This is a genomic window from Anaerolineae bacterium (genome assembly GCA_013178165.1).
Taxonomy (GTDB): domain Bacteria; phylum Chloroflexota; class Anaerolineae; order Aggregatilineales; family Ch27; genus Ch27.
The window spans coordinates 200,015-217,017 of record JABLXG010000006.1 but is presented as its reverse complement, the minus strand read 5'-3'; the positions used below and the strand labels follow the sequence as shown (position 1 = coordinate 217,017).

Genomic DNA, 17,003 nt, shown 5'->3' with positions numbered 1-17,003 from the left:
ACGGCACCGGTAGGCTGCGCTACACTGAGGGCGGTGGTAGGGGGCGCGGTGAGTAAGCCGCCGCCCCTTTTTGCCTTGTGGGGCTGTTACACTATGAATCTGCGGGTCAAGCAACTGGTGGCCGATATCTTTCAGCAGCGACCATGGTTGGGCAGGATCGCTCATCGCGTCTGGCGGCGTTTTCAGGCGCGTTTCTCCGCCGGCGCGGTCGGGGTAGTATTTGACCCCGACGGGAATATCCTGCTGCTCAAGCATGTCTACCGACCACATTATCAGTGGGGACTGCCGGGCGGCTATGTGGGGCGTCGGGAGGATCCTGCTCAGACCGTACAGCGTGAGTTGCTGGAAGAAACCGGCCTGCAGGTGACGGTCATCCGACCGCTGTGGGTAGAGCAGGGGATGTACGCCGATCATCTGGACCTGGCTTACCTGTGCCGCCTGGATGGCGGGGATGTGCGTTTGAGCAGTGAGATTCTGGCCTATGCCTGGGTGTCGCCGCACAGGCTGCCGCAACTATTGGACTTTCACCGGCGCGTCGTGAATCTGGCATTGCAGGATCAGGAGGTGAGTACTTGGCAGTAGGAGGATTGGGTGCGTCCCGACGCCGGGCGCGGCTGCCATGGCTGGAACTGCTCTCCGCCGGGCTGCTGCTGGCCGCGCTCCTGCTGTTTGTGGTCGAACTGGTCGGCTTTAGCCAGGAACGGGATCGGCTTCAGGCGGACATCACGGTGGCGGGAATCCCGGTGGGCGGCCTGACGCCGGTCGAGGCGCAGGCCCGCTGGGAAGAAATGTATGCCCGCCCGCTGATGCTCAGCTACCAGGGCAGCCCGATCATCCTTGACCCGGCATCGGTGGGCTTCCGCACCAATAGCGAGGTGATGCTGGCGGAGGCGCTGGCACGGAGCACCGACGAATCCAGCTTCTGGCTGGCGTTCTGGAACTACCTGTGGCGGCGGCCGGTGGAACCGGTCAATGTTGCCCTGGTTGCGGAATACCAGCAGTCACTGGTGCGGTCTTTCCTGGAAGATGTGGCCTCGCGCTATGACCGTCCACCGGGTACTTCACGGGCGGACCTGGCGACGCTGACGTTTGAGCCGGGCGAACCGGGGTACAGGCTGGATATTGAAGCGGCATTGCCCCTGATCGACGCCGCGTTATTTGACCCCTACAACCGGTTTGTCGAGCTACCGGTTGAGACGACTACCGCCGGGGAGGGGGGATTGGATGGGCTGCGCGACCTGATTGTGGCCTATCTGGACTCCCAGGGTTTCATCTACGATGGCCAGACGACCATTGCATCAGTCTACATCATGGATCTGCTGACTGGCGAGGAGATCAACCTGAACGGCGATGTAGCTTTCTCCGCTGCCAGCACGATCAAAGTTCCCATTCTGATCTCCTACTTCCACTATCAAACCTTTGCGCCGCCACAGGAAGATGCCTGGCTGCTGGCCAATTCCCTGCTGTGCAGTAACAACTCATCGTCCAACCTGTTGATGCAGATCATGGGCCGGTCCGGGACGAACATCTTCCCAGGCCTGCAATACGTGACAGACGTGGCGCGCAGTGTTGGGGCGCGCAATACCTACATCACCGCGCCGCTGGTGCTGGGCGTGGAGGGCCAGGAGTTCGGCTCCAACCCCATCCCGCAGACCAACCCCAATCCACGATTCAACACCGATCCTGACCCTTACAACCAGACAACTGCCGAGGATATGGGGACGCTGTTCATGATGATCTATGACTGCGCCAAGTACGGCAGCGGCCTGCGGGCGGTCTACCCGAACGGGGAATTTACGCAGACGGAATGCCAGCAGATGCTGGAACTGATGAGCGGCAACGACCTGCAGAGGCTGATCCAGGGCGGTGTCCCGCCGGGCACCCGCGTTTCTCACAAAAACGGCTGGTTGAATACCATGCATGCGGACGCGGGAATCGTCTTCCCACCGAACGGGCATGACTATGTGATCTCGGTGTATGTCTGGCAGGCGGGGGAGTTCTTCGACTATCAGGTGGCCTGGCCGCTCATTGAAGAGATCTCGCGGGCGGCGTGGAACTACTTTGTCCCGGAAAATCCCCTGACCAGCCGCCGCACTGATCTGCCGCCGGTGGCGCAATCGTGCGATCAGTTCCTCCCGCCGTCAATGGAACAGACCAATCTCAACGACATTGACGGCTGGCGGACGGGGCAGTAGTTATCCGGTCGCCTGGACCTGCCGCTGTATGATCACGAGGGTCAGGTCGTCGAACCGGGGCGCGTCACCGGTATGCGCGTCAAGGGCGGCAATCACTGCGTCGGCGATCTGAGACGCATTTTGCTGGCTATGAACCCGGATCGCTTCCATCAGTCCGCCCAGGCCGAACTGCACACCGGCCGTATTCTGAGCCTCGGTCACGCCATCGGTGTACAGCACCAGCAGGTCACCCGGTTCGAGCGTGACTACGCCGGCTTCCAGATGGATATTAGGCAACACGCCGAGGGCGATTCCTTTAAGCTTAAGCATCTCCACGCTCTGGTTTTTGCTACGCAGCACAAAGGGTGGGTTGTGCCCGGCGCTGGAATACTGCAACGTGCCATTCGCCGGGTTCCAGATGGCGTACCACATGGTTACGAACAGGTCGGAGTGCGTATCTTCCAGCAGCAGCCGGTTGACACGCAACAATGTGGTTGCCGGGTCATCCTGGTTGCGAGCGACGGCTCGCAACAGGGTGCGGCTGAGGGCCATGTACAGCGCGGCGGGCATGCCTTTGTCGGCCACATCCGCCACCACCAGCCCCCACTTGCCGTCGGATAGCAGCAGGAAGTCGTAGAAGTCTCCGCCAACCATCCGCGCGGCCCGGTAATGTGCTGCCACCTCCCAGCCCGGAACCGACGGTGTGCTATCCGGCAGGAAGCTGGTCTGAATGCTCTGGGCGACCTCCAGGTCGCGCTCCAGGCGCTGACGTTCCGCGGCCAGCTCCTGGAGCCGGCCATTCTCAATTGCCATGGCTGTCTGCCAGGCAATGCCGGTCAGGATATTCATGCGACGCTGGTCAATGATCCCGCCCGGATTGGGGTGGTCAACCAGCATCACGCCGACCAGACGGCCCTGCGCCGTCAGCGGCAGGCCCAGCACATCCGTGACGCCGAGCAGCCGCTGCAGCTCCGCCGGTACGCGCTGCTCGTAGGCCGGCCCGGCGGGTAACGGTGCGGCGGCAACAGCCAATGCCTGGAAGTAAGGAGACTCCGCGGGGGTGAACACAGCAGCCGCCAGGGTTTCTTCCGCAGCCTGGGGCAGACCGTAGGAGATCGCGCCGAAGAAGCTGTCGTTGCGTTCATCGCGGCGCAACACAACACAGCATCGCACGCCGACCAGCAGCGGTGTCAGGCGCACAATGGTTTGCAGCGTGGAGGTTAATTCCACCTGAGCATTAACTGCTTCGGCGACCTGGAGCAGGGCGGTGGTGACCCAGGCTTCTTCCTGCCGGGCAGCGGAAAGCTGGGCACTCTCAATGGCCAGGGCGGCCTGGTTGGCGATACCGCTGACCATTTCGATTTTGCGCCGGCTCAGCACGTCCTCGCCGCTCTGCTGGCCGATCAGCATTGCACCGACGATCTCCCCTCTGGCATACAGTGGCAACATCACGCCCTGTCCGATCTGGCGGGCAGAAGCCTCAGCCAGCCGGGCAGAGGCGGATTCGACTGGCGGGGGAACCGTCGAGTGGTCCAGCATAACAGCTTCCTGGGTGGCCAGCATGCGGCTGAGCGGTTCCCAGGAGGCGGGGCTGATGGCGTGCCCGACATAAAGCGCTTCGACTTCCGGCGAAGTGCCTTCGACAGCCACAATGCGGAAGCCCTCTGGCTCTTCCAGCAGAACGGCGCACCACTCGACTCCAACCAGCATTGGCGTGATGCGGGCGACTGTGCGCAACACTTCGTCCAGTGTGTCGGCGCGAGCAGTTGCCTCGGCAACCTGGAGCAGGGCAGTGGAAACCCAGGCTTCTTCCCGTTGCGCCATGTAGAGGTGGGCGTTGGCGATGGCCATGGCTGACTGCGTGGCAAAGGCGTTGATCATCTCCAGATCGTCGGCGGAGAACCTGCCAGCGCGGTAGTCAACAGCCAGATAACCGATCGACTCTTCGCCGATGGTGAGCGGAATTACCAGGTGGTCGTCGTCAGCAGCGCTAACGACGGTGCCATCGGTGTGGAAGATGCGCACGATCTCGGCCTGTATGTCCGCTTCCGGCGCGATCACCTGACCGAGCAGGCTTTCCGCTTCGGCGTGACCACGCACAGCGCTGATCCGGTAGGCTTCCTCCACATCGTCGTAAAGGATGATGATCGCAACGGCGACATTGATGACTCGCTCCAGGCCCTGGAGGATACCGTCCAGTACCCGGTCGACTTCCAGGCTGGCGCCGAGGGTCATGCTGATCTCCCGCAGCGATTCGGCCAGGATGCGGCGGCGCTTTTCCCGGCTGTAGAGGGCAGCATTGCGCAGGGCAATGGCCATCGTATCCGCCAGCGCTTCCGCAAGGGCGGCATCATCCGGGGAGAAAGCGTCGCGTTCCTTGCTCTGGATGTCAAGCACGCCCAGGGTTTGCATGCTCATCCGGATGGGGATGGCCATCTCCGCCTGAGTGTCTTCGACGCCGGGGCCGGGGATGTAATCCGGATACTGGCTGACGTCATTGCAGATGATCGGTTGCTGGGTGCGGATGCACTTGGTGATGATTCCCGGATCGTTGATGTGGTATGCGAGATGTTCGATGGCCCAGCGACCGCTATGGACACCGCTGCCAGCGCGGAAGATGATACGGTCGCCTTCCCGCAGGAAGATGTGGGTACGGTCGTAACCGAAGTAATCGGTCAGCAGATCGATGACCTCTTCCAGCAATTCATCGAGGTCCAGGATGGACACCACGGCGCGGCTGGCTTCGGTGAGGGCGTTGAGGCGCTCACGCTGACGGCGTTCAGCGGCGTAGGTTTCAGCCTCCTGGATGGCCAGGGCGATCTGGCCGGCCAGGGTTTCCAGCATGACTACATCTTCCTGGTTGAAGGCGCCGATCTGGTCGCTCTGTACATCCAGTACACCGACCACGCGTCGCTCGACGATCAGAGGCACGGCGACCTCGGCGCGTGTCTCGTCCAGCGTGGCGACCTCAACGTAGCGGTGATCGCGGGTGACATCGGGAGCCAGGACGGTGGAGGCGCGTTCAGCTGCCCAGCCGATCAGGCCCGTGCCGAGTTGAATCTGGGGAAGCCGCTCGTAAAGGGCCGGATGGCTGCTGGCCTGCAGTGTAAGCAGCCCCTTCTTCTCGTCCAGGGCGAAGATGTTGACCATGTAGTACTTGAAGGTCTGCTGCAGCAGCGTGACTATCTGCCGGAAGAGATCTGGCAGCGGCTGCATGGCCGTCACCTGCTGGCTGACCTCGTTAACGAGCTGGAGCTGGCGGTTGCGGGCCTGGGTCTGTTCGAAGAGCTGGGCATTGCGGATGGCGCCGGCCGCCTGATTGGTCAGTACCATCAACAGACGCAGGTCGCTATCCGCATAGGCGCCGGGCGTTTCGCTCTGGACGGCGATCACACCGATGGTATCGCCGCCGGCGACCAGCGGCGCGAAAATTGCGGAGCGGTAAGCCGGTTGCGCCTGGTAACTGGGCCGGGCGGGGAGGGTATCCCATTCCTTTTCATAGTCGCGGATGAGCAACCCCTGGCCGGTACGACGCACCCAGCCGATCAGCCCTTCGTTGGCGGCGCGGGGGAAGCGCCGGCTTTCCAGCCGCACGCCACCGCGTAACCAGATCATGATGATGTAGTCGGCGTCTTGGAACAGCCCAAGCTGGAAATTCGCCGTGTCGATGATCCGGCTGGCCTGCTGGTAGACGACTTCGCACAGGGCATCAAGCTGGAGTTGCGCATTGAGGATGGCCTGGCCAAAGCCCGCCAGTTCCTCCAGCCGGGCTTCGCGCTGGTGGCCCGTTATCCGCTGTGATTGCCCGCGGAACTGCCGGTAGGCAAGCCAACCAGTAGTTGCCGCCAGGAACAAGAGCAGCAGCCAATAGAACTTGTCCACAGCGATCGCGGTCCTTCTGGCGCAGGCGGGATGGCCCAGACTGCCCTGAGCCGTTCAGCCCTCCGGCTGGCAGTGGCCCTAGGCAGTCTGGTTCCTCAGGTGATGTAGCGCTTCTTCTGGCGTGGCAAAGATATCGAAAATCTGGTCAAAACCCACTGTCTCAAAGACTTCGTAGATTTGCGCGCGCATGCCCGCCAGCACAACGCGGCCCCCTTTCCCCTGGGCGCTCCGCCAGGCGTTGACCAGAGCTTTGAGGCCGCTTGTCGAAATATACGATACTTCGCTCATGTCGATGAGCAGGTTGATGTGTCCGCTGGCCAGTTGATCGTCCAGCAAACTTTGCAGGGCTGGAGCGGTGTTGCTGTCCAGCCGTCCGCTGGGAGTTATTCCCCAGATGCCGCCGGGATATTCGCGTATCATGCCATTCTGCTCGTCCGGCAACGCCGGAATCGGTTCCCGCACATTCTCAGGCGTCTTAAGCTTGACCAAGGTCAGCTTGTTACGGCCATTCTCCAGGGTGTAGCTGACTTCGTCCATCATCTTCTTGATGAAGAAGATGCCCCAGCCGCCCGGCTCACGATCGGTGAGGGGGGTGGTGGGGTCGGGGTTTTCCTGGAGCAGCGGGTTAAACGGCGGGCTGTCGTCGATAATCGTGATCCGGTAGCGATCCGGCTCGTCCTGACAGGTGATCTCAATGTGACCGGGCGTGTCGCTGTTGCGAAAGCCATGCTCGATGATATTGGTGCACGCTTCATCAACCGCCATCTGGCAATGGTAGATCGCACGATCATTCAGGTTTGCCCGCAGGGCAATGGATTCTACAAAGTCGCAGACATCCGGAACCAGGCGTTGAATGCCAGGAATGATCATGCGGTGTTTCTCAGCCATCATGCGGTGTCCTGGGCGCTAGAAGCTGCCGACAGCTTCCACCTGGGTCGGGTAGATCTCGAAGATGGTATCCAGGCCGGCCAGTTCCAGTACTTCCAGCACGCGACCAGAGACCGAGGCCAGACGCAGATCGCCCGTACCGCGCTTGACTTTCTTGAGGGCGCTGACCAGTTCGCGCAGGCCGGCGCTGCTCATGTAGTCAACGTTAGCCAGGTCGAGGACGATCTGGGTACGACCGCTGTCGATCGCCGCGTTCAGCGCTTCGCCTAGCTCGTTGGCGTTGGTACTGTCGATGCGCCCGCTGACCTCCAGGAGGGTGACCCGTTTCAGTTCCGAGGTTTTGATTTCCATTCAGCGTCTTCTCCTTGACTGCTGTGCTGTTGTGATTCTGCTGCCGCAGAGATCAACCGGCCATTGAACAGGATATACAGGCCCCTATTGTGTGCGAATGGTATAACCTTGTCAACTGCCATACGGTGGCGTGACGCATGCTGTGATTGAAAGGGCCTGGCGGGCGCTCTATAATGAGGCACGCACAGCATGCCTGTTTTCCCCTGAGGCAACTATGAACTGGGAAGCCTGGTTAGGGCTAACAGCGGTATTCGCCTTTCTGATTCTGCTGGTGCAGCGTACGGAGCCAAAGCGCCGCCGTTGGATTGCTTTGCTGGCGCTGGGTGCCGGCGAACTGGTCAGGCGGTACATCGTTTATCGCGACTGGCACAGCGAGGGCGCCTGGGCCTTCGGCGCGGCGCTGGTGCTGAACGCCCTCTTTTGGGTGTTGATCGGGCGGAGCAACCCGCCGCGTTCCAGCGAGGACGAGATCGAAGTCCTGGGCAACGAATGATGGGCAGGAGCCGGGGCAGTGCCCATGCCTCCGGCTCTTGCCTGCTGTCCGCATCTGCGCTGATCAGCCGATGATGTTGAGCGGGATCACATCGCTATTGCCGAGCATGATCACACTTGCCCGGCTGGCTACCGCCTGGGCAACCTGGCAGAAGGCCTGCGCGGCAGGGCTATCGGCGTGTTCCAGGACGATCGGCCTGCCGGTATCGCCGCCAATGCGAATCCTGGCGTCCAGTGGGATGCGCCCCAGGAAGGGCACACCGGTGGCCTGGGCCAGTTTCTCACCCCCGCCTTCCCCAAAGAAGTCGCCGCTCATGTTCTCCACAATGCCCAGGATGGGGACTTGCAGTTCCTCAAACATGTGCAGGCCACGGGCGGCGTCGTCAAGCGCTACTTCCTGTGGCTGAGTGACGATGACCGCGCCAGTCAGTGGCACACTCTGCGCCAGGCTCAGTTGCGCGTCGCCTGTCCCCGGCGGCAGGTCGACGATCAGGTAGTCCAGCCTGTCCCAGGCGACATCGTTGAAGAACTGGCGGATGACACCGTGCAACATGGGGCCGCGCCAGACGAGTGGCTTGCCCGGTTCGATCAGGAAGCCCATGCTCATGACCTGCACCCCATATACCTCAAAAGGCACCAGTTTCTGATCCGGGCTGACCCGCGGCTTACCGGAGGTCAGCCCAACCATGATCGGAATGTTCGGACCGAGGATATCGGCATCCAGTAGCCCCACCCGCGCGCCACTCTGGGCCAGGGCGATGGCCAGGTTGACAGCAACGGTGCTCTTGCCAACGCCACCTTTGCCGCTGCTGATGGCGATGATTGAGCGCATGGCAGTATCAAGCCGGCCATGCAGGCGCCTGTCGGTGGGAACACGGCTGTCCCAGGCGATCTGCACATCGGTGATGCCGTCAACCTTGCCGACCAGGGCCTGACGGCATTCCTGGATGAAGACGTCTTTGAGCGGGCAAGCCGGCGTGGTCAGCACAATCGTGAAACGGGCGACGCCGTCTTCAATCTGCAGGTCGCGAACCATGCCCAGCGACACGATATCACGGTGCAGTTCCGGATCGTTAACGGTACGCAAGGCATCCATGACGGCCTGATAGTGGGGAGATTGGTCACTCATTGATCATCACTCATTCTGTTAACGCCAGCAGAAGGCGGGCTGCGTATCTCGCTATTGGCGAGTTTTTCAGATGGGAATCACCATAATTGTAGCGTGTCCGGGCGGGGCGTCCACTCGATCACAGAATTTCAGGAGTAATGCCCTCACTCAACCAGTGATGAATGTCCTGACATGCGGTCCGCCAGAGCGCCATCAACTCCTGATCGGTGCCTTTGAAGCGGGCGATGGCCTGCTGAGCACACAGGGTGCAACCACGCATGGCCCGGTAGCTGTCTGCATAACAGGTCAGGCAGCCGTCCAGTCGCACCATCATCAGCATGAAGCCGAGGACCTCAGGGTGATTCTGCGGCAGTGATGCGAGATGCGCGATCAACCGCTGCCAACCCGGCCCACGCAGCCGGGCCAGCGCCGGGATAACGCGCGGTGGGAAGAGCAAATCAGTATCCTGCTGGTATAGCACGTGGTTTCCCCCTCTCCAACGCCAGTCACACAGAGTAAACAGTGGGCTGGCAGCGACGGTGTGGCTGAACGAAACGCCCCCGTTGCAGCGCTGAACTGTCACGGGGGCGTGATCGTTTCCGGGCGGCGTACGCCGCTAGCTGGCGCCAGCAGCCTTGTCAGCAGCACGGGAGGCTTTGGCCTTTTCCTTCAGCACATCTTTGTGTTCCCAGCCGCCGCGTGCTTCCGCTTCTTCGGCGGAGATCGTCGGGGCGATGGAGCGCCAGTAGCGGAACTCTTTAGAGAGCCTGGCTTTGTCAAAGATGTGATGCGTGGTGCGGTCATAGCTGGCCAGTTCGTAGTCGTGATCCATCTTGATCGCGTCGAACGGGCAGAACTCCGCGCACAGGCCGCAGTTCATGCAGATGTCGATATCGATGTAAAACTCTTCCGGCTCCGGTTTGGGGCGGCCAGTCTCCGGGTCGGTGCCGCGCACGATCCAGATGCATTGGGGCGGGCAGACCTTGGCGCAGATGCCGCAACTGGTGCACCAGATTTTGCCGGCGTCTTCCTCTGCATCCAGGTTGTTGATGACCAGGAACGGGATGAAGCGGAAGCGTTCCGGGACGGCGATCTTCTCTTCGGGGTACTCGACGGTGAACAGTCCCAGCCGCTGGTTTCTGCCACCCTGGCGCAGGTTGAAGGCGACATCGGTGCGCTTGCCCTTACCCAGGAAGCGTAGGTCCTCGATGTACGTGTCGAGGAAGTGCTTGAGCGTGACGCCCATTCCTTTGAGAATGCCCAGTCCGTACATGGTATCTCCTCAGCAGGCCGCACCTGCTAGCGGTCAACCTCGCCCAGGATGATGTCGATGCTACCCAGAATGGCGACGATGTCGGCGACTTTGTGGCCCTTGGCCATCGGGCCAAGGGCGGTCAGGTTAATGTAACTGGGGGAGCGGACGTGATAGCGCCAGGGGTTCTGGCCGCCGTCGGAGACCACGTAGTAGCCCAGTTCGCCCTTGGGGTTTTCCACCCGGCCATAAGCCTCGCCTTCCGGCACGCGCGGGCTGTAGGCCTTACTACCGGAGATGATCGGCTGGCCTTCGGTCTCGCGCAGGCGCGGGAGAAGCTGCTTGAGAATGCGCACGCTTTGACGCATCTCATCAATGCGCAACAGATAGCGGTCGTAGATGTCGCCGTTGTAGCGTACGGCCACGTCAAAATCCAGCTCCGGATAGATGCTGTATGGCTCAGCGCGGCGCACATCATACGGTACGCCACTGGCCCGCAGCACTGGCCCGGCGGCACTGTAGGCGATCGCCATCTCTGGCGGCAGGATGCCGACGCCCTGGCACCGGGTAACGATGATCTCGTTATGGGTAAGGTAATCGTCCAGTTCGTCAATGGCGCGCGGCAGACGCTCGTTGATGATGTTGGCCAGGTAGTCCAGCGTGGCTTCGTTACGGACGCGATCGTTGGCCAGCAGAGGGATGCCCTGGATGCGCTCTGGCAGGTCTTTGAAGACCCCGCCAAAACGCATGTAGTTGCACATCATCCGGCTGCCAGCGACAGCCTCGAAGAAGTCGAGGATCAGTTCGCGTTCAGCGATCGCATAGAGAGCGGGGGTGTAGAAAGCGCCCAGGTCGTTCAGCAGGAAGCCGATCGCCCACATGTGGCTGACCACACGGGTTAGCTCCACCATGAGCACGCGGATAACCTCGGCGCGGTAGGTAGGTGGCTGGTAACGGGGGCCAAGCGAGAGAAGGTGCTCCACCGCCAGCGCGTAGCCCAGGTTGTTGGACATGCTGGTGATGTAGTCCAGCCGATCGGTAAAGGGCATGTTCTGCAGGAAGGTGTTACGCTCGCCGATCTTCTCATGGTTGCGGTGCAGGTAGCCCATGACTGGCTGGAGGTCTTCTACCGTCTCGCCATTGAGGGTGACAACCATGCGGAACACACCATGCGTGCTGGGGTGATGCGGGCCGAGGTTGACCACCAGACGATCGGTCTTGAGGCCGGGGGTAGCCATCTCCTGCACATTGATGCCCAGATCGACTCCATCGTAATTGGGCGCCTCACCGACCGGGGTGAAATCGTCCAGCGTGAATCCCTCCGGGTAGCGCACGTTCTTGCCGTAGGGATTACGCTCTTCGGCGCGGTATACCCGCCCCTGCGGCCAGCGGCTGTCAAAGGGCTTCTGGTCCTGCTCGTAATAGGCTTCTTTCCAGTCTTTGCGGAGCGGATGACCGTCAAACCCCTCCCAGAGCAGGATGCGCTTGAGGTTGGGATGCCCCTCGAATCGGATGCCCATCAGGTCGTAGGCTTCACGTTCCTGGAAGTCAGCGCCTGGCCAGACGCTGATCACGGAAGGCAGGGTGGCTCTGTCCCGCGGGGTGCGCGCTTTGATGACCAATGGCGGGCCGCCAGCCGGGACGCGATAGGTGTGGTAGACCATCTCAAAGTAGTCGCCCTTGCCCAGGTAATCCACGGCGGTGGCGCTGGAGAGGTAGTTGTAGCCCAGCGTATCACGGGCGGCGGTGGCGACTTCGACCAGTTTCTCCGGGTCGACGACAATCCCGGCGTAGCCTTTGCGGTTGTCCTCAACTACGGCATCCGGAAATTGTGCTTTGAGCGCCGCAATTGCCTCGGCGACAGGGTTGGCAGTCGTTACTTCGGCGGCAGGATTCTCAGCCATTGCTTGCTCCCTAAGCCTCAGAAGGGGCCGTTGCGGCCTGCGTAGCCGCTTGCACGGCCTGACGGCGGATGAGATCGGCCTGGCGTGGGTCGATGATATCCGGACCCAGCAGCGGAATGGGGACGGCGGTGCTTTCGCCGCTGCGGTACCACGGCACGGTGCGGAGAGACTGGCTTTCGATCTTCTTCTGGAGGGTCAGAAAGCCGTGAATAAGGGCCTGCGGCGTGGGAGGGCAGCCGGGCACGTAGACATCTACCGGGATGTATTTGTCGATGCCGGAGACGACGTTGTAGCCCTCTTTGAAGGGACCACCACCACTGGCGCAGGCGCCCATCGCCAGGACGTACTTGGGTTCGGCCATCTGGTTATAGATGCGCACGATCGGCACGACCATCTTCTTGGTGACCGTTCCGGAGACGATCATCAGGTCGGCCTGGCGCGGGCTGGGGCGCATCACTTCCATGCCAAAGCGGGAGATGTCATAGCGGGAGGCGGCAGCGGCAATCATTTCGATGGCACAGCAGGCCAGGCCGAAAAGCAACGGCCACATCGATCTGGCTCTGCACCAGTTGTAGATACGATCCAGGCTGGTGATCGCAATCGTCGATTGCAGTTCCTCCGGCACGGGGATATCCGGGTTGTGCAGCGCCTTGAGACCACTGTCACCGTTGGTCATGGGTTGTTGCCTCCTCGTAGTACTCCCGCAGAATTTCCGTCAACAGGTCATCATGAGCGAGCGCCGGGTCATCGACGAAATCGGGGAGGGTCACAATCATCTGGTACAGGTCCTGCAGGCCCAACGAATCCAGGTCAACGTCCGGATAACGGGCGATTAGCTGAAGGACGATCTCATACGATGATTCCCAGTACAGCGGGTGGGGCGTGTCAGCAGATGCACTCATGATCTGGCGTTGCGCGCTATCCATCCCGACGGGGCTGACTGCTTTCGTCGGCAACCACATCCGACGCGGGAGCAACCCCGGCAGCATCTCTGACGTCAATGGTCGGCTAGTGTACATCGAAGGCACCCGCAGATCAAGAAATCCGACGCGATGGGTTCGAATTACACGCAGGTTCCCGCCTCTCTGCTGCGGCTACTCAGCCGGTGGCGTGTAGGTCAGTGAGTCGATGATCCGGCCCAGCAGGACATTGACATTTGGCCACATGCCGGGGGCGGCGCTCGTCTCAATGACAATGAGATCGTCCGGATTGGGGGTAACCAGCGTCAACTCGCGGACGGTATCCTGATCTTCCAGGTGGATACTGGCCCCCGCTGCCTGGCCTACGGGCCGGTCGACGATCTCGATCGGCTCCGGTGAATCGGCGGTCACGACTTCCAGCAGGGCGCGGGGTGAAGTGCCGCTTTCTGGGTTGGTGTTATCCGGCAAAGTGAAGGAGTTGATCGGGCCGGTTTGCACCTGAAGGAGCACGATATCTTCCGGGAACTCTGGCGCGGCGGGATTGATTTCGTAGTTGCTCAGCACAAAGAACCCGGAACGCAGCGGCAGAACAAACCAGCTGGCGGGATGGTTGAGGCTAATGCCACTGGCGTCGTTGTAGGTTGTATCCAGCGCCAGGTCGTTGAGGCTCTGGTAAGCCTCACTGGAGAAGTCAACAGGCTGCGGGGTGGGGGTTGGCCTGGTAGCACGCTCAACGTTGTTGAAGGCGGTTGCGATCAGAGGGATGAGGACAGCGATCACAACCAGCAGCAGAATGAATTGCCAGGACAGGGCTTCCGGAGTCGTTCGGCCCCTGGTGGTCACCGGTTGTTCGGCCATAGCAGGATACGCACTCCCTCTTGGTAGATGAGACGGCGGACAGTCACCGACAGGGTCAGTCGCTGCCGGCGGCCATGCCGGAGCCGGCGGACTCCGCCGGGGCGCCGGTCATGCATAAGTATATGCCCGCGCCTATTTTTGACAACCAATCGGCAGACAGTGTGGCGCAGGGGCATAGTGCACTTCCTGGCAAACGGGGGACAGCTTGGTACGGCGATGCGTTGCCAGTTCCCGCGGTGGCATACTCGCGGTAGCGGTCTGCACCAGTTCGGCTATAATCGGGCGCGCTGTCCGTGTCGGGTGGCAGATGGGAGTCTGTGATGCGCGCACTGATCACCGGAGCAGACGGATTTGCCGGGGGCCATCTGGCCAGACACCTGCGGGCTGCCATTCCTGATGCGGAATTGCATGGGACGGTACGCCTGCCGGTGGAGCAGTATCCGCAACTGGGCGCACTGATGGCCAGTGTCACGCAGATTGACCTGCGCGATCCTGAAGCGGTTATCGTGTTGATGAAGGCGACGCAGCCGGAAGTCATCTTTCACCTGGCGGCACAGGCTTTTGTCCCGCGCTCGTTTGAAGACCCCTGGGAGACGCTGGAGAACAATATTCGTGCCCAGCTCAATCTGATCCTGGCTGTGCTGGCCCTGGGAATCGCACCGCGCATGCTGGTTGTCAGCTCCGCCGAGGTCTACGGCAACGTGCCCCCGGAGCAGATGCCCATGACCGAGGACCTGCCGCTGGCGCCCGACAGTCCATACAGTGTGAGCAAAGTGACGCAGGATATGCTCGGTCTGCAGTACTACCTCAGCCATCACCTGCCGATCGTCCGGGTGCGGCCCTTCAACCACATCGGGCCGGGGCAGAGCGCAGGCTTCGTGGCGCCGGCCTTTGCCCTGCAGATCGCCCGCATCGAACGCGGCCTGCAGGAGCCGGTGATCCATGTAGGCAATCTGGCGGCCCGGCGAGACTTCAGTGATGTACGGGATGTAGTAGCCGCTTATGTGGCCGCAGCGACGCGAGGCAAGCCGGGTGCGGTTTACAATGTCTGCAGCGGCAGGGCGTATAGTGTGCGGTACTTGCTGGATGTGTTGTTAAGCTATAGCACGGTGTCTGTGGAAGTGCGGCCTGACCCGCAGCGGATGCGCCCGGTGGACAGGCCGCTGGTGATCGGATCGGCGGCCCGTCTGCAAGCGGACACAGGCTGGCAACCCCGCATCTCCTTTGAACAGAGTTTGCGCGACGTCCTGGAAGATGCTCGCGGACGTATCGCGGAGACCGAAGATCAGGTTTCCTGAGGATAGAGTGAAGAGAGACCATAACATGGCTGGTAACGCATTGATCACCGGAATCACCGGTCAGGACGGCTCCTACCTGGCAGAGTTCTTGCTGAGCAAGGGGTATAACGTTTACGGGCTGGTACGCCGCACCAGCACGGTGAGCTTTGACCGCATCCGGCATATTCAGGATCGCCTCACCCTGATCTCCGGTGACATCCTGGATCAGACATCGCTGATCTCGGCGCTGGAGGAGAGCCAGGCTACAGAGGTCTACAACCTGGCGGCGCAGAGCTTCGTGCAGACGTCGTGGCAGCAGCCCGTCTTCACCGGGGATGTGACCGCACTGGGCGTGACTCGCCTGCTGGACGCGATCCGTAAGGTCAATCCGTCCATCCGTTTTTACCAGGCCTCCAGCAGCGAGATGTTCGGCAAGGTGCGAGAAGTCCCTCAAAAAGAGACCACACCGTTTTATCCCCGCAGCCCGTACGGCGTGGCCAAGGTCTACGGCCACTGGATCACGGTCAACTACCGCGAGAGTTACGGGATGCATGCTACCAGCGGTATCCTGTTCAACCATGAATCACCCCGCCGGGGGCTGGAGTTTGTGACGCGCAAGGTGACCCATGCTGTAGCGCGGATCGTGCTGGGGCTGCAGGATCATGTGGCCCTGGGCAACCTGGACGCGCGGCGCGACTGGGGCTTTGCCGGAGACTACGTGCGGGCCATGTGGCTAATGCTGCAACAGGATCAGCCCGATGATTACGTGATTGCTACCGGCGAAACGCATTCGGTGCAGGAGCTGGTCGAAGTGGCATTTGGTCATGTCGGCCTCGACTGGCGCAAGTACGTCCGCCAGGACCCGCGCTACATGCGCCCGGCGGAGGTCGACCTGTTGGTCGGTGACGCTTCCAAGGCGGGTAAGCGGCTTGGCTGGGAGCCGACCATGCGCTTTGAAGAGCTGATCAAGATGATGGTTGATGCCGATCTGGCCATGCTCAAAGCGCAGAATTCGCAAACCGTGGCATGAACGCTCCGGCGCTGATCGATACCCACTGCCATCTGGATTTCGAGAGTTACGATGGCGATCGGCCTGCTGTGCTATTCCGGGCGCGGGAAGCAGGGGTGATCGCGGTGATCAATCCGGCCGTCGACCTCGCCAGTAGCGCGGCGATCTGCCAATTGGCCGCCAGCGAACCCCTGATCTTTGGCGCGGTGGGCATTCATCCCAACAGTTCAACAGACTTTGTCGCAGCGCAGGTGGACGAATTGCGGGCACTGGCCCGGCAGCCGCGAGTTGTAGCCATTGGCGAGATCGGCCTGGACTACTATCGCGACCGCAGCCCCAGGCAGACTCAACACCGGGCGCTGGAAGCCCAGCTGGAACTGGCAGCGGCGCTGGCGCTGCCGGTAATTCTCCACAACCGGGAAGCCACCGCTGATGTGCTGGCCATCCTGCGCGGCTGGGTCGGCAGCCTGCCGGCTGATCATCCTTTGCGCGGGCGGCCCGGTGTGCTGCATTCCTTCTCCGGCACGGCAGACGACGCAGCACAGGCGGTTGAACTGGGTTTCTACGTCGGTATTACCGGGCCGATCACGTTCAAGAACGCCGATGCATTGCGGCGGGTGGCCGCGGCTCTGCCGGATGATCGGCTGCTGATTGAGACTGACGGCCCATTCCTGACGCCCCATCCCCATCGTGGGGAGCGCAATGAGCCGGCTTATGTCCGTCTGGTGGCGGATCGCATCGCGGGCGTGCGGCTGAGCGCGTACGAGACAGTGGCGGCGCAGACCACACGCAACGCCATCCGTCTGTTCGCGCTGCCAGTGCATGGCTGAGCAGGGTGTGGCGCTCCGGACTGGCCGTTCATCTCTGTATAATAATGGAGATGAACGG

The 17,003-nt window shown here is 61.5% G+C and carries 16 protein-coding genes; 6 read left to right on the top strand and 10 right to left on the bottom strand.

Features of this window, described 5'->3' with window-relative positions:
* Positions 1–93: 93 nt before the first annotated feature.
* Both HPY64_07230 and HPY64_07225 read left to right on the top strand, forming a co-directional pair.
* A complete protein-coding gene (locus HPY64_07230; GenBank protein NPV66921.1) occupies positions 94–582 on the top strand; it encodes an NUDIX hydrolase in 489 nt (162 codons plus the stop codon).
* Positions 573–2,195: a hypothetical protein gene (locus HPY64_07225; protein ID NPV66920.1), complete on the top strand. Its 1,623-nt coding sequence runs from the start codon at positions 573–575 to the stop codon at positions 2,193–2,195. Before HPY64_07230 ends, HPY64_07225 begins: the two co-directional genes overlap by 10 nt.
* Here the strand turns inward: HPY64_07225 and HPY64_07220 are convergent, their stop codons facing one another.
* The 3 genes from HPY64_07220 to HPY64_07210 all read right to left on the bottom strand — a co-directional run bounded on the left by HPY64_07220 (position 2,196) and on the right by HPY64_07210 (position 7,295).
* Complete coding sequence (locus tag HPY64_07220; protein NPV66919.1) at positions 2,196–6,056, bottom strand: GAF domain-containing protein; 3,861 nt, start codon at positions 6,054–6,056, stop codon at positions 2,196–2,198.
* Between the two features lie 78 nt (positions 6,057–6,134).
* Complete coding sequence (locus HPY64_07215) at positions 6,135–6,947, bottom strand: anti-sigma factor antagonist (protein NPV66918.1); 813 nt, start codon at positions 6,945–6,947, stop codon at positions 6,135–6,137.
* 15 nt (positions 6,948–6,962) lie between these two features.
* A complete protein-coding gene (locus HPY64_07210) occupies positions 6,963–7,295 on the bottom strand; it encodes an STAS domain-containing protein (protein ID NPV66917.1) in 333 nt (110 codons plus the stop codon).
* A gap of 214 nt (positions 7,296–7,509) precedes the next feature.
* On the opposite strand from HPY64_07210, the gene HPY64_07205 reads away from it, so the two are divergent.
* Positions 7,510–7,788, top strand: a complete 279-nt coding sequence (locus tag HPY64_07205) for a hypothetical protein (protein ID NPV66916.1) — start codon at positions 7,510–7,512, stop codon at positions 7,786–7,788.
* 63 nt (positions 7,789–7,851) lie between these two features.
* Here HPY64_07205 and HPY64_07200 read toward each other — a convergent pair whose 3' ends face one another.
* From HPY64_07200 to HPY64_07170, 7 genes are all read right to left on the bottom strand, one after another.
* Positions 7,852–8,916 (bottom strand): Mrp/NBP35 family ATP-binding protein, encoded by a 1,065-nt coding sequence (locus HPY64_07200; GenBank protein NPV66915.1) that lies wholly within the window; start codon positions 8,914–8,916, stop codon positions 7,852–7,854.
* 118 nt (positions 8,917–9,034) lie between these two features.
* A complete protein-coding gene (locus HPY64_07195) occupies positions 9,035–9,376 on the bottom strand; it encodes a hypothetical protein (GenBank protein ID NPV66914.1) in 342 nt (113 codons plus the stop codon).
* Positions 9,377–9,511: 135 nt separating this feature from the next.
* On the bottom strand, positions 9,512–10,168 hold the full coding sequence (locus HPY64_07190; protein ID NPV66913.1) for a 4Fe-4S binding protein: 657 nt from the start codon (positions 10,166–10,168) through the stop codon (positions 9,512–9,514).
* A 26-nt stretch (positions 10,169–10,194) separates the two neighbouring features.
* Complete coding sequence (locus tag HPY64_07185) at positions 10,195–12,051, bottom strand: NADH-quinone oxidoreductase subunit NuoD (GenBank protein ID NPV66912.1); 1,857 nt, start codon at positions 12,049–12,051, stop codon at positions 10,195–10,197.
* Between the two features lie 10 nt (positions 12,052–12,061).
* A complete protein-coding gene (gene nuoB / locus HPY64_07180; GenBank protein ID NPV66911.1) occupies positions 12,062–12,727 on the bottom strand; it encodes an NADH-quinone oxidoreductase subunit NuoB in 666 nt (221 codons plus the stop codon).
* The gene (iscX, locus tag HPY64_07175) at positions 12,714–13,070 is read right to left on the bottom strand and encodes a Fe-S cluster assembly protein IscX (protein NPV66910.1); all 357 of its coding nucleotides are present in this window, start codon (positions 13,068–13,070) and stop codon (positions 12,714–12,716) included. The genes nuoB and iscX overlap by 14 nt, the downstream gene beginning before the upstream one ends.
* A gap of 75 nt (positions 13,071–13,145) precedes the next feature.
* Positions 13,146–13,829 carry a hypothetical protein gene (locus HPY64_07170; GenBank protein NPV66909.1) on the bottom strand — a complete coding sequence of 228 codons (684 nt, stop codon included), beginning with the start codon at positions 13,827–13,829 and terminating at the stop codon, positions 13,146–13,148.
* 320 nt (positions 13,830–14,149) lie between these two features.
* Between HPY64_07170 and HPY64_07165 the strand changes: the two genes are divergently transcribed.
* Genes HPY64_07165 through HPY64_07155 form a run of 3 tightly spaced genes read left to right on the top strand, consistent with a single transcriptional unit; the run spans position 14,150 to position 16,945 of the window.
* Positions 14,150–15,127, top strand: a complete 978-nt coding sequence (locus tag HPY64_07165; GenBank protein NPV66908.1) for a GDP-mannose 4,6-dehydratase — start codon at positions 14,150–14,152, stop codon at positions 15,125–15,127.
* 25 nt (positions 15,128–15,152) lie between these two features.
* Positions 15,153–16,136 carry a GDP-mannose 4,6-dehydratase gene (gene gmd / locus HPY64_07160; GenBank protein ID NPV66907.1) on the top strand — a complete coding sequence of 328 codons (984 nt, stop codon included), beginning with the start codon at positions 15,153–15,155 and terminating at the stop codon, positions 16,134–16,136.
* Positions 16,133–16,945, top strand: a complete 813-nt coding sequence (locus HPY64_07155; protein ID NPV66906.1) for a TatD family hydrolase — start codon at positions 16,133–16,135, stop codon at positions 16,943–16,945. Before gmd ends, HPY64_07155 begins: the two co-directional genes overlap by 4 nt.
* Positions 16,946–17,003: the final 58 nt, after the last annotated feature.

Excerpts from the sequence above, each read along its gene's own strand:
- HPY64_07165 (NPV66908.1), top strand. The coding sequence starts at position 14,150 with ATGCGCGCACTGATCACCGGAGCAGACGGATTTGCCGGGGGCCATCTG.
- HPY64_07185 (NPV66912.1), bottom strand. The coding sequence starts at position 12,051 with ATGGCTGAGAATCCTGCCGCCGAAGTAACGACTGCCAACCCTGTCGCC.
- HPY64_07190 (NPV66913.1), bottom strand. The coding sequence starts at position 10,168 with ATGTACGGACTGGGCATTCTCAAAGGAATGGGCGTCACGCTCAAGCAC.
- HPY64_07205 (NPV66916.1), top strand. The coding sequence starts at position 7,510 with ATGAACTGGGAAGCCTGGTTAGGGCTAACAGCGGTATTCGCCTTTCTG.
- HPY64_07170 (NPV66909.1), bottom strand. The coding sequence starts at position 13,829 with ATGGCCGAACAACCGGTGACCACCAGGGGCCGAACGACTCCGGAAGCC.
- HPY64_07215 (NPV66918.1), bottom strand. The coding sequence starts at position 6,947 with ATGATGGCTGAGAAACACCGCATGATCATTCCTGGCATTCAACGCCTG.
- HPY64_07210 (NPV66917.1), bottom strand. The coding sequence starts at position 7,295 with ATGGAAATCAAAACCTCGGAACTGAAACGGGTCACCCTCCTGGAGGTC.
- gmd (NPV66907.1), top strand. The coding sequence starts at position 15,153 with ATGGCTGGTAACGCATTGATCACCGGAATCACCGGTCAGGACGGCTCC.
- HPY64_07230 (NPV66921.1), top strand. The coding sequence starts at position 94 with ATGAATCTGCGGGTCAAGCAACTGGTGGCCGATATCTTTCAGCAGCGA.
- HPY64_07200 (NPV66915.1), bottom strand. The coding sequence starts at position 8,916 with ATGAGTGACCAATCTCCCCACTATCAGGCCGTCATGGATGCCTTGCGT.
- nuoB (NPV66911.1), bottom strand. The coding sequence starts at position 12,727 with ATGACCAACGGTGACAGTGGTCTCAAGGCGCTGCACAACCCGGATATC.
- iscX (NPV66910.1), bottom strand. The coding sequence starts at position 13,070 with ATGTACACTAGCCGACCATTGACGTCAGAGATGCTGCCGGGGTTGCTC.
- HPY64_07155 (NPV66906.1), top strand. The coding sequence starts at position 16,133 with ATGAACGCTCCGGCGCTGATCGATACCCACTGCCATCTGGATTTCGAG.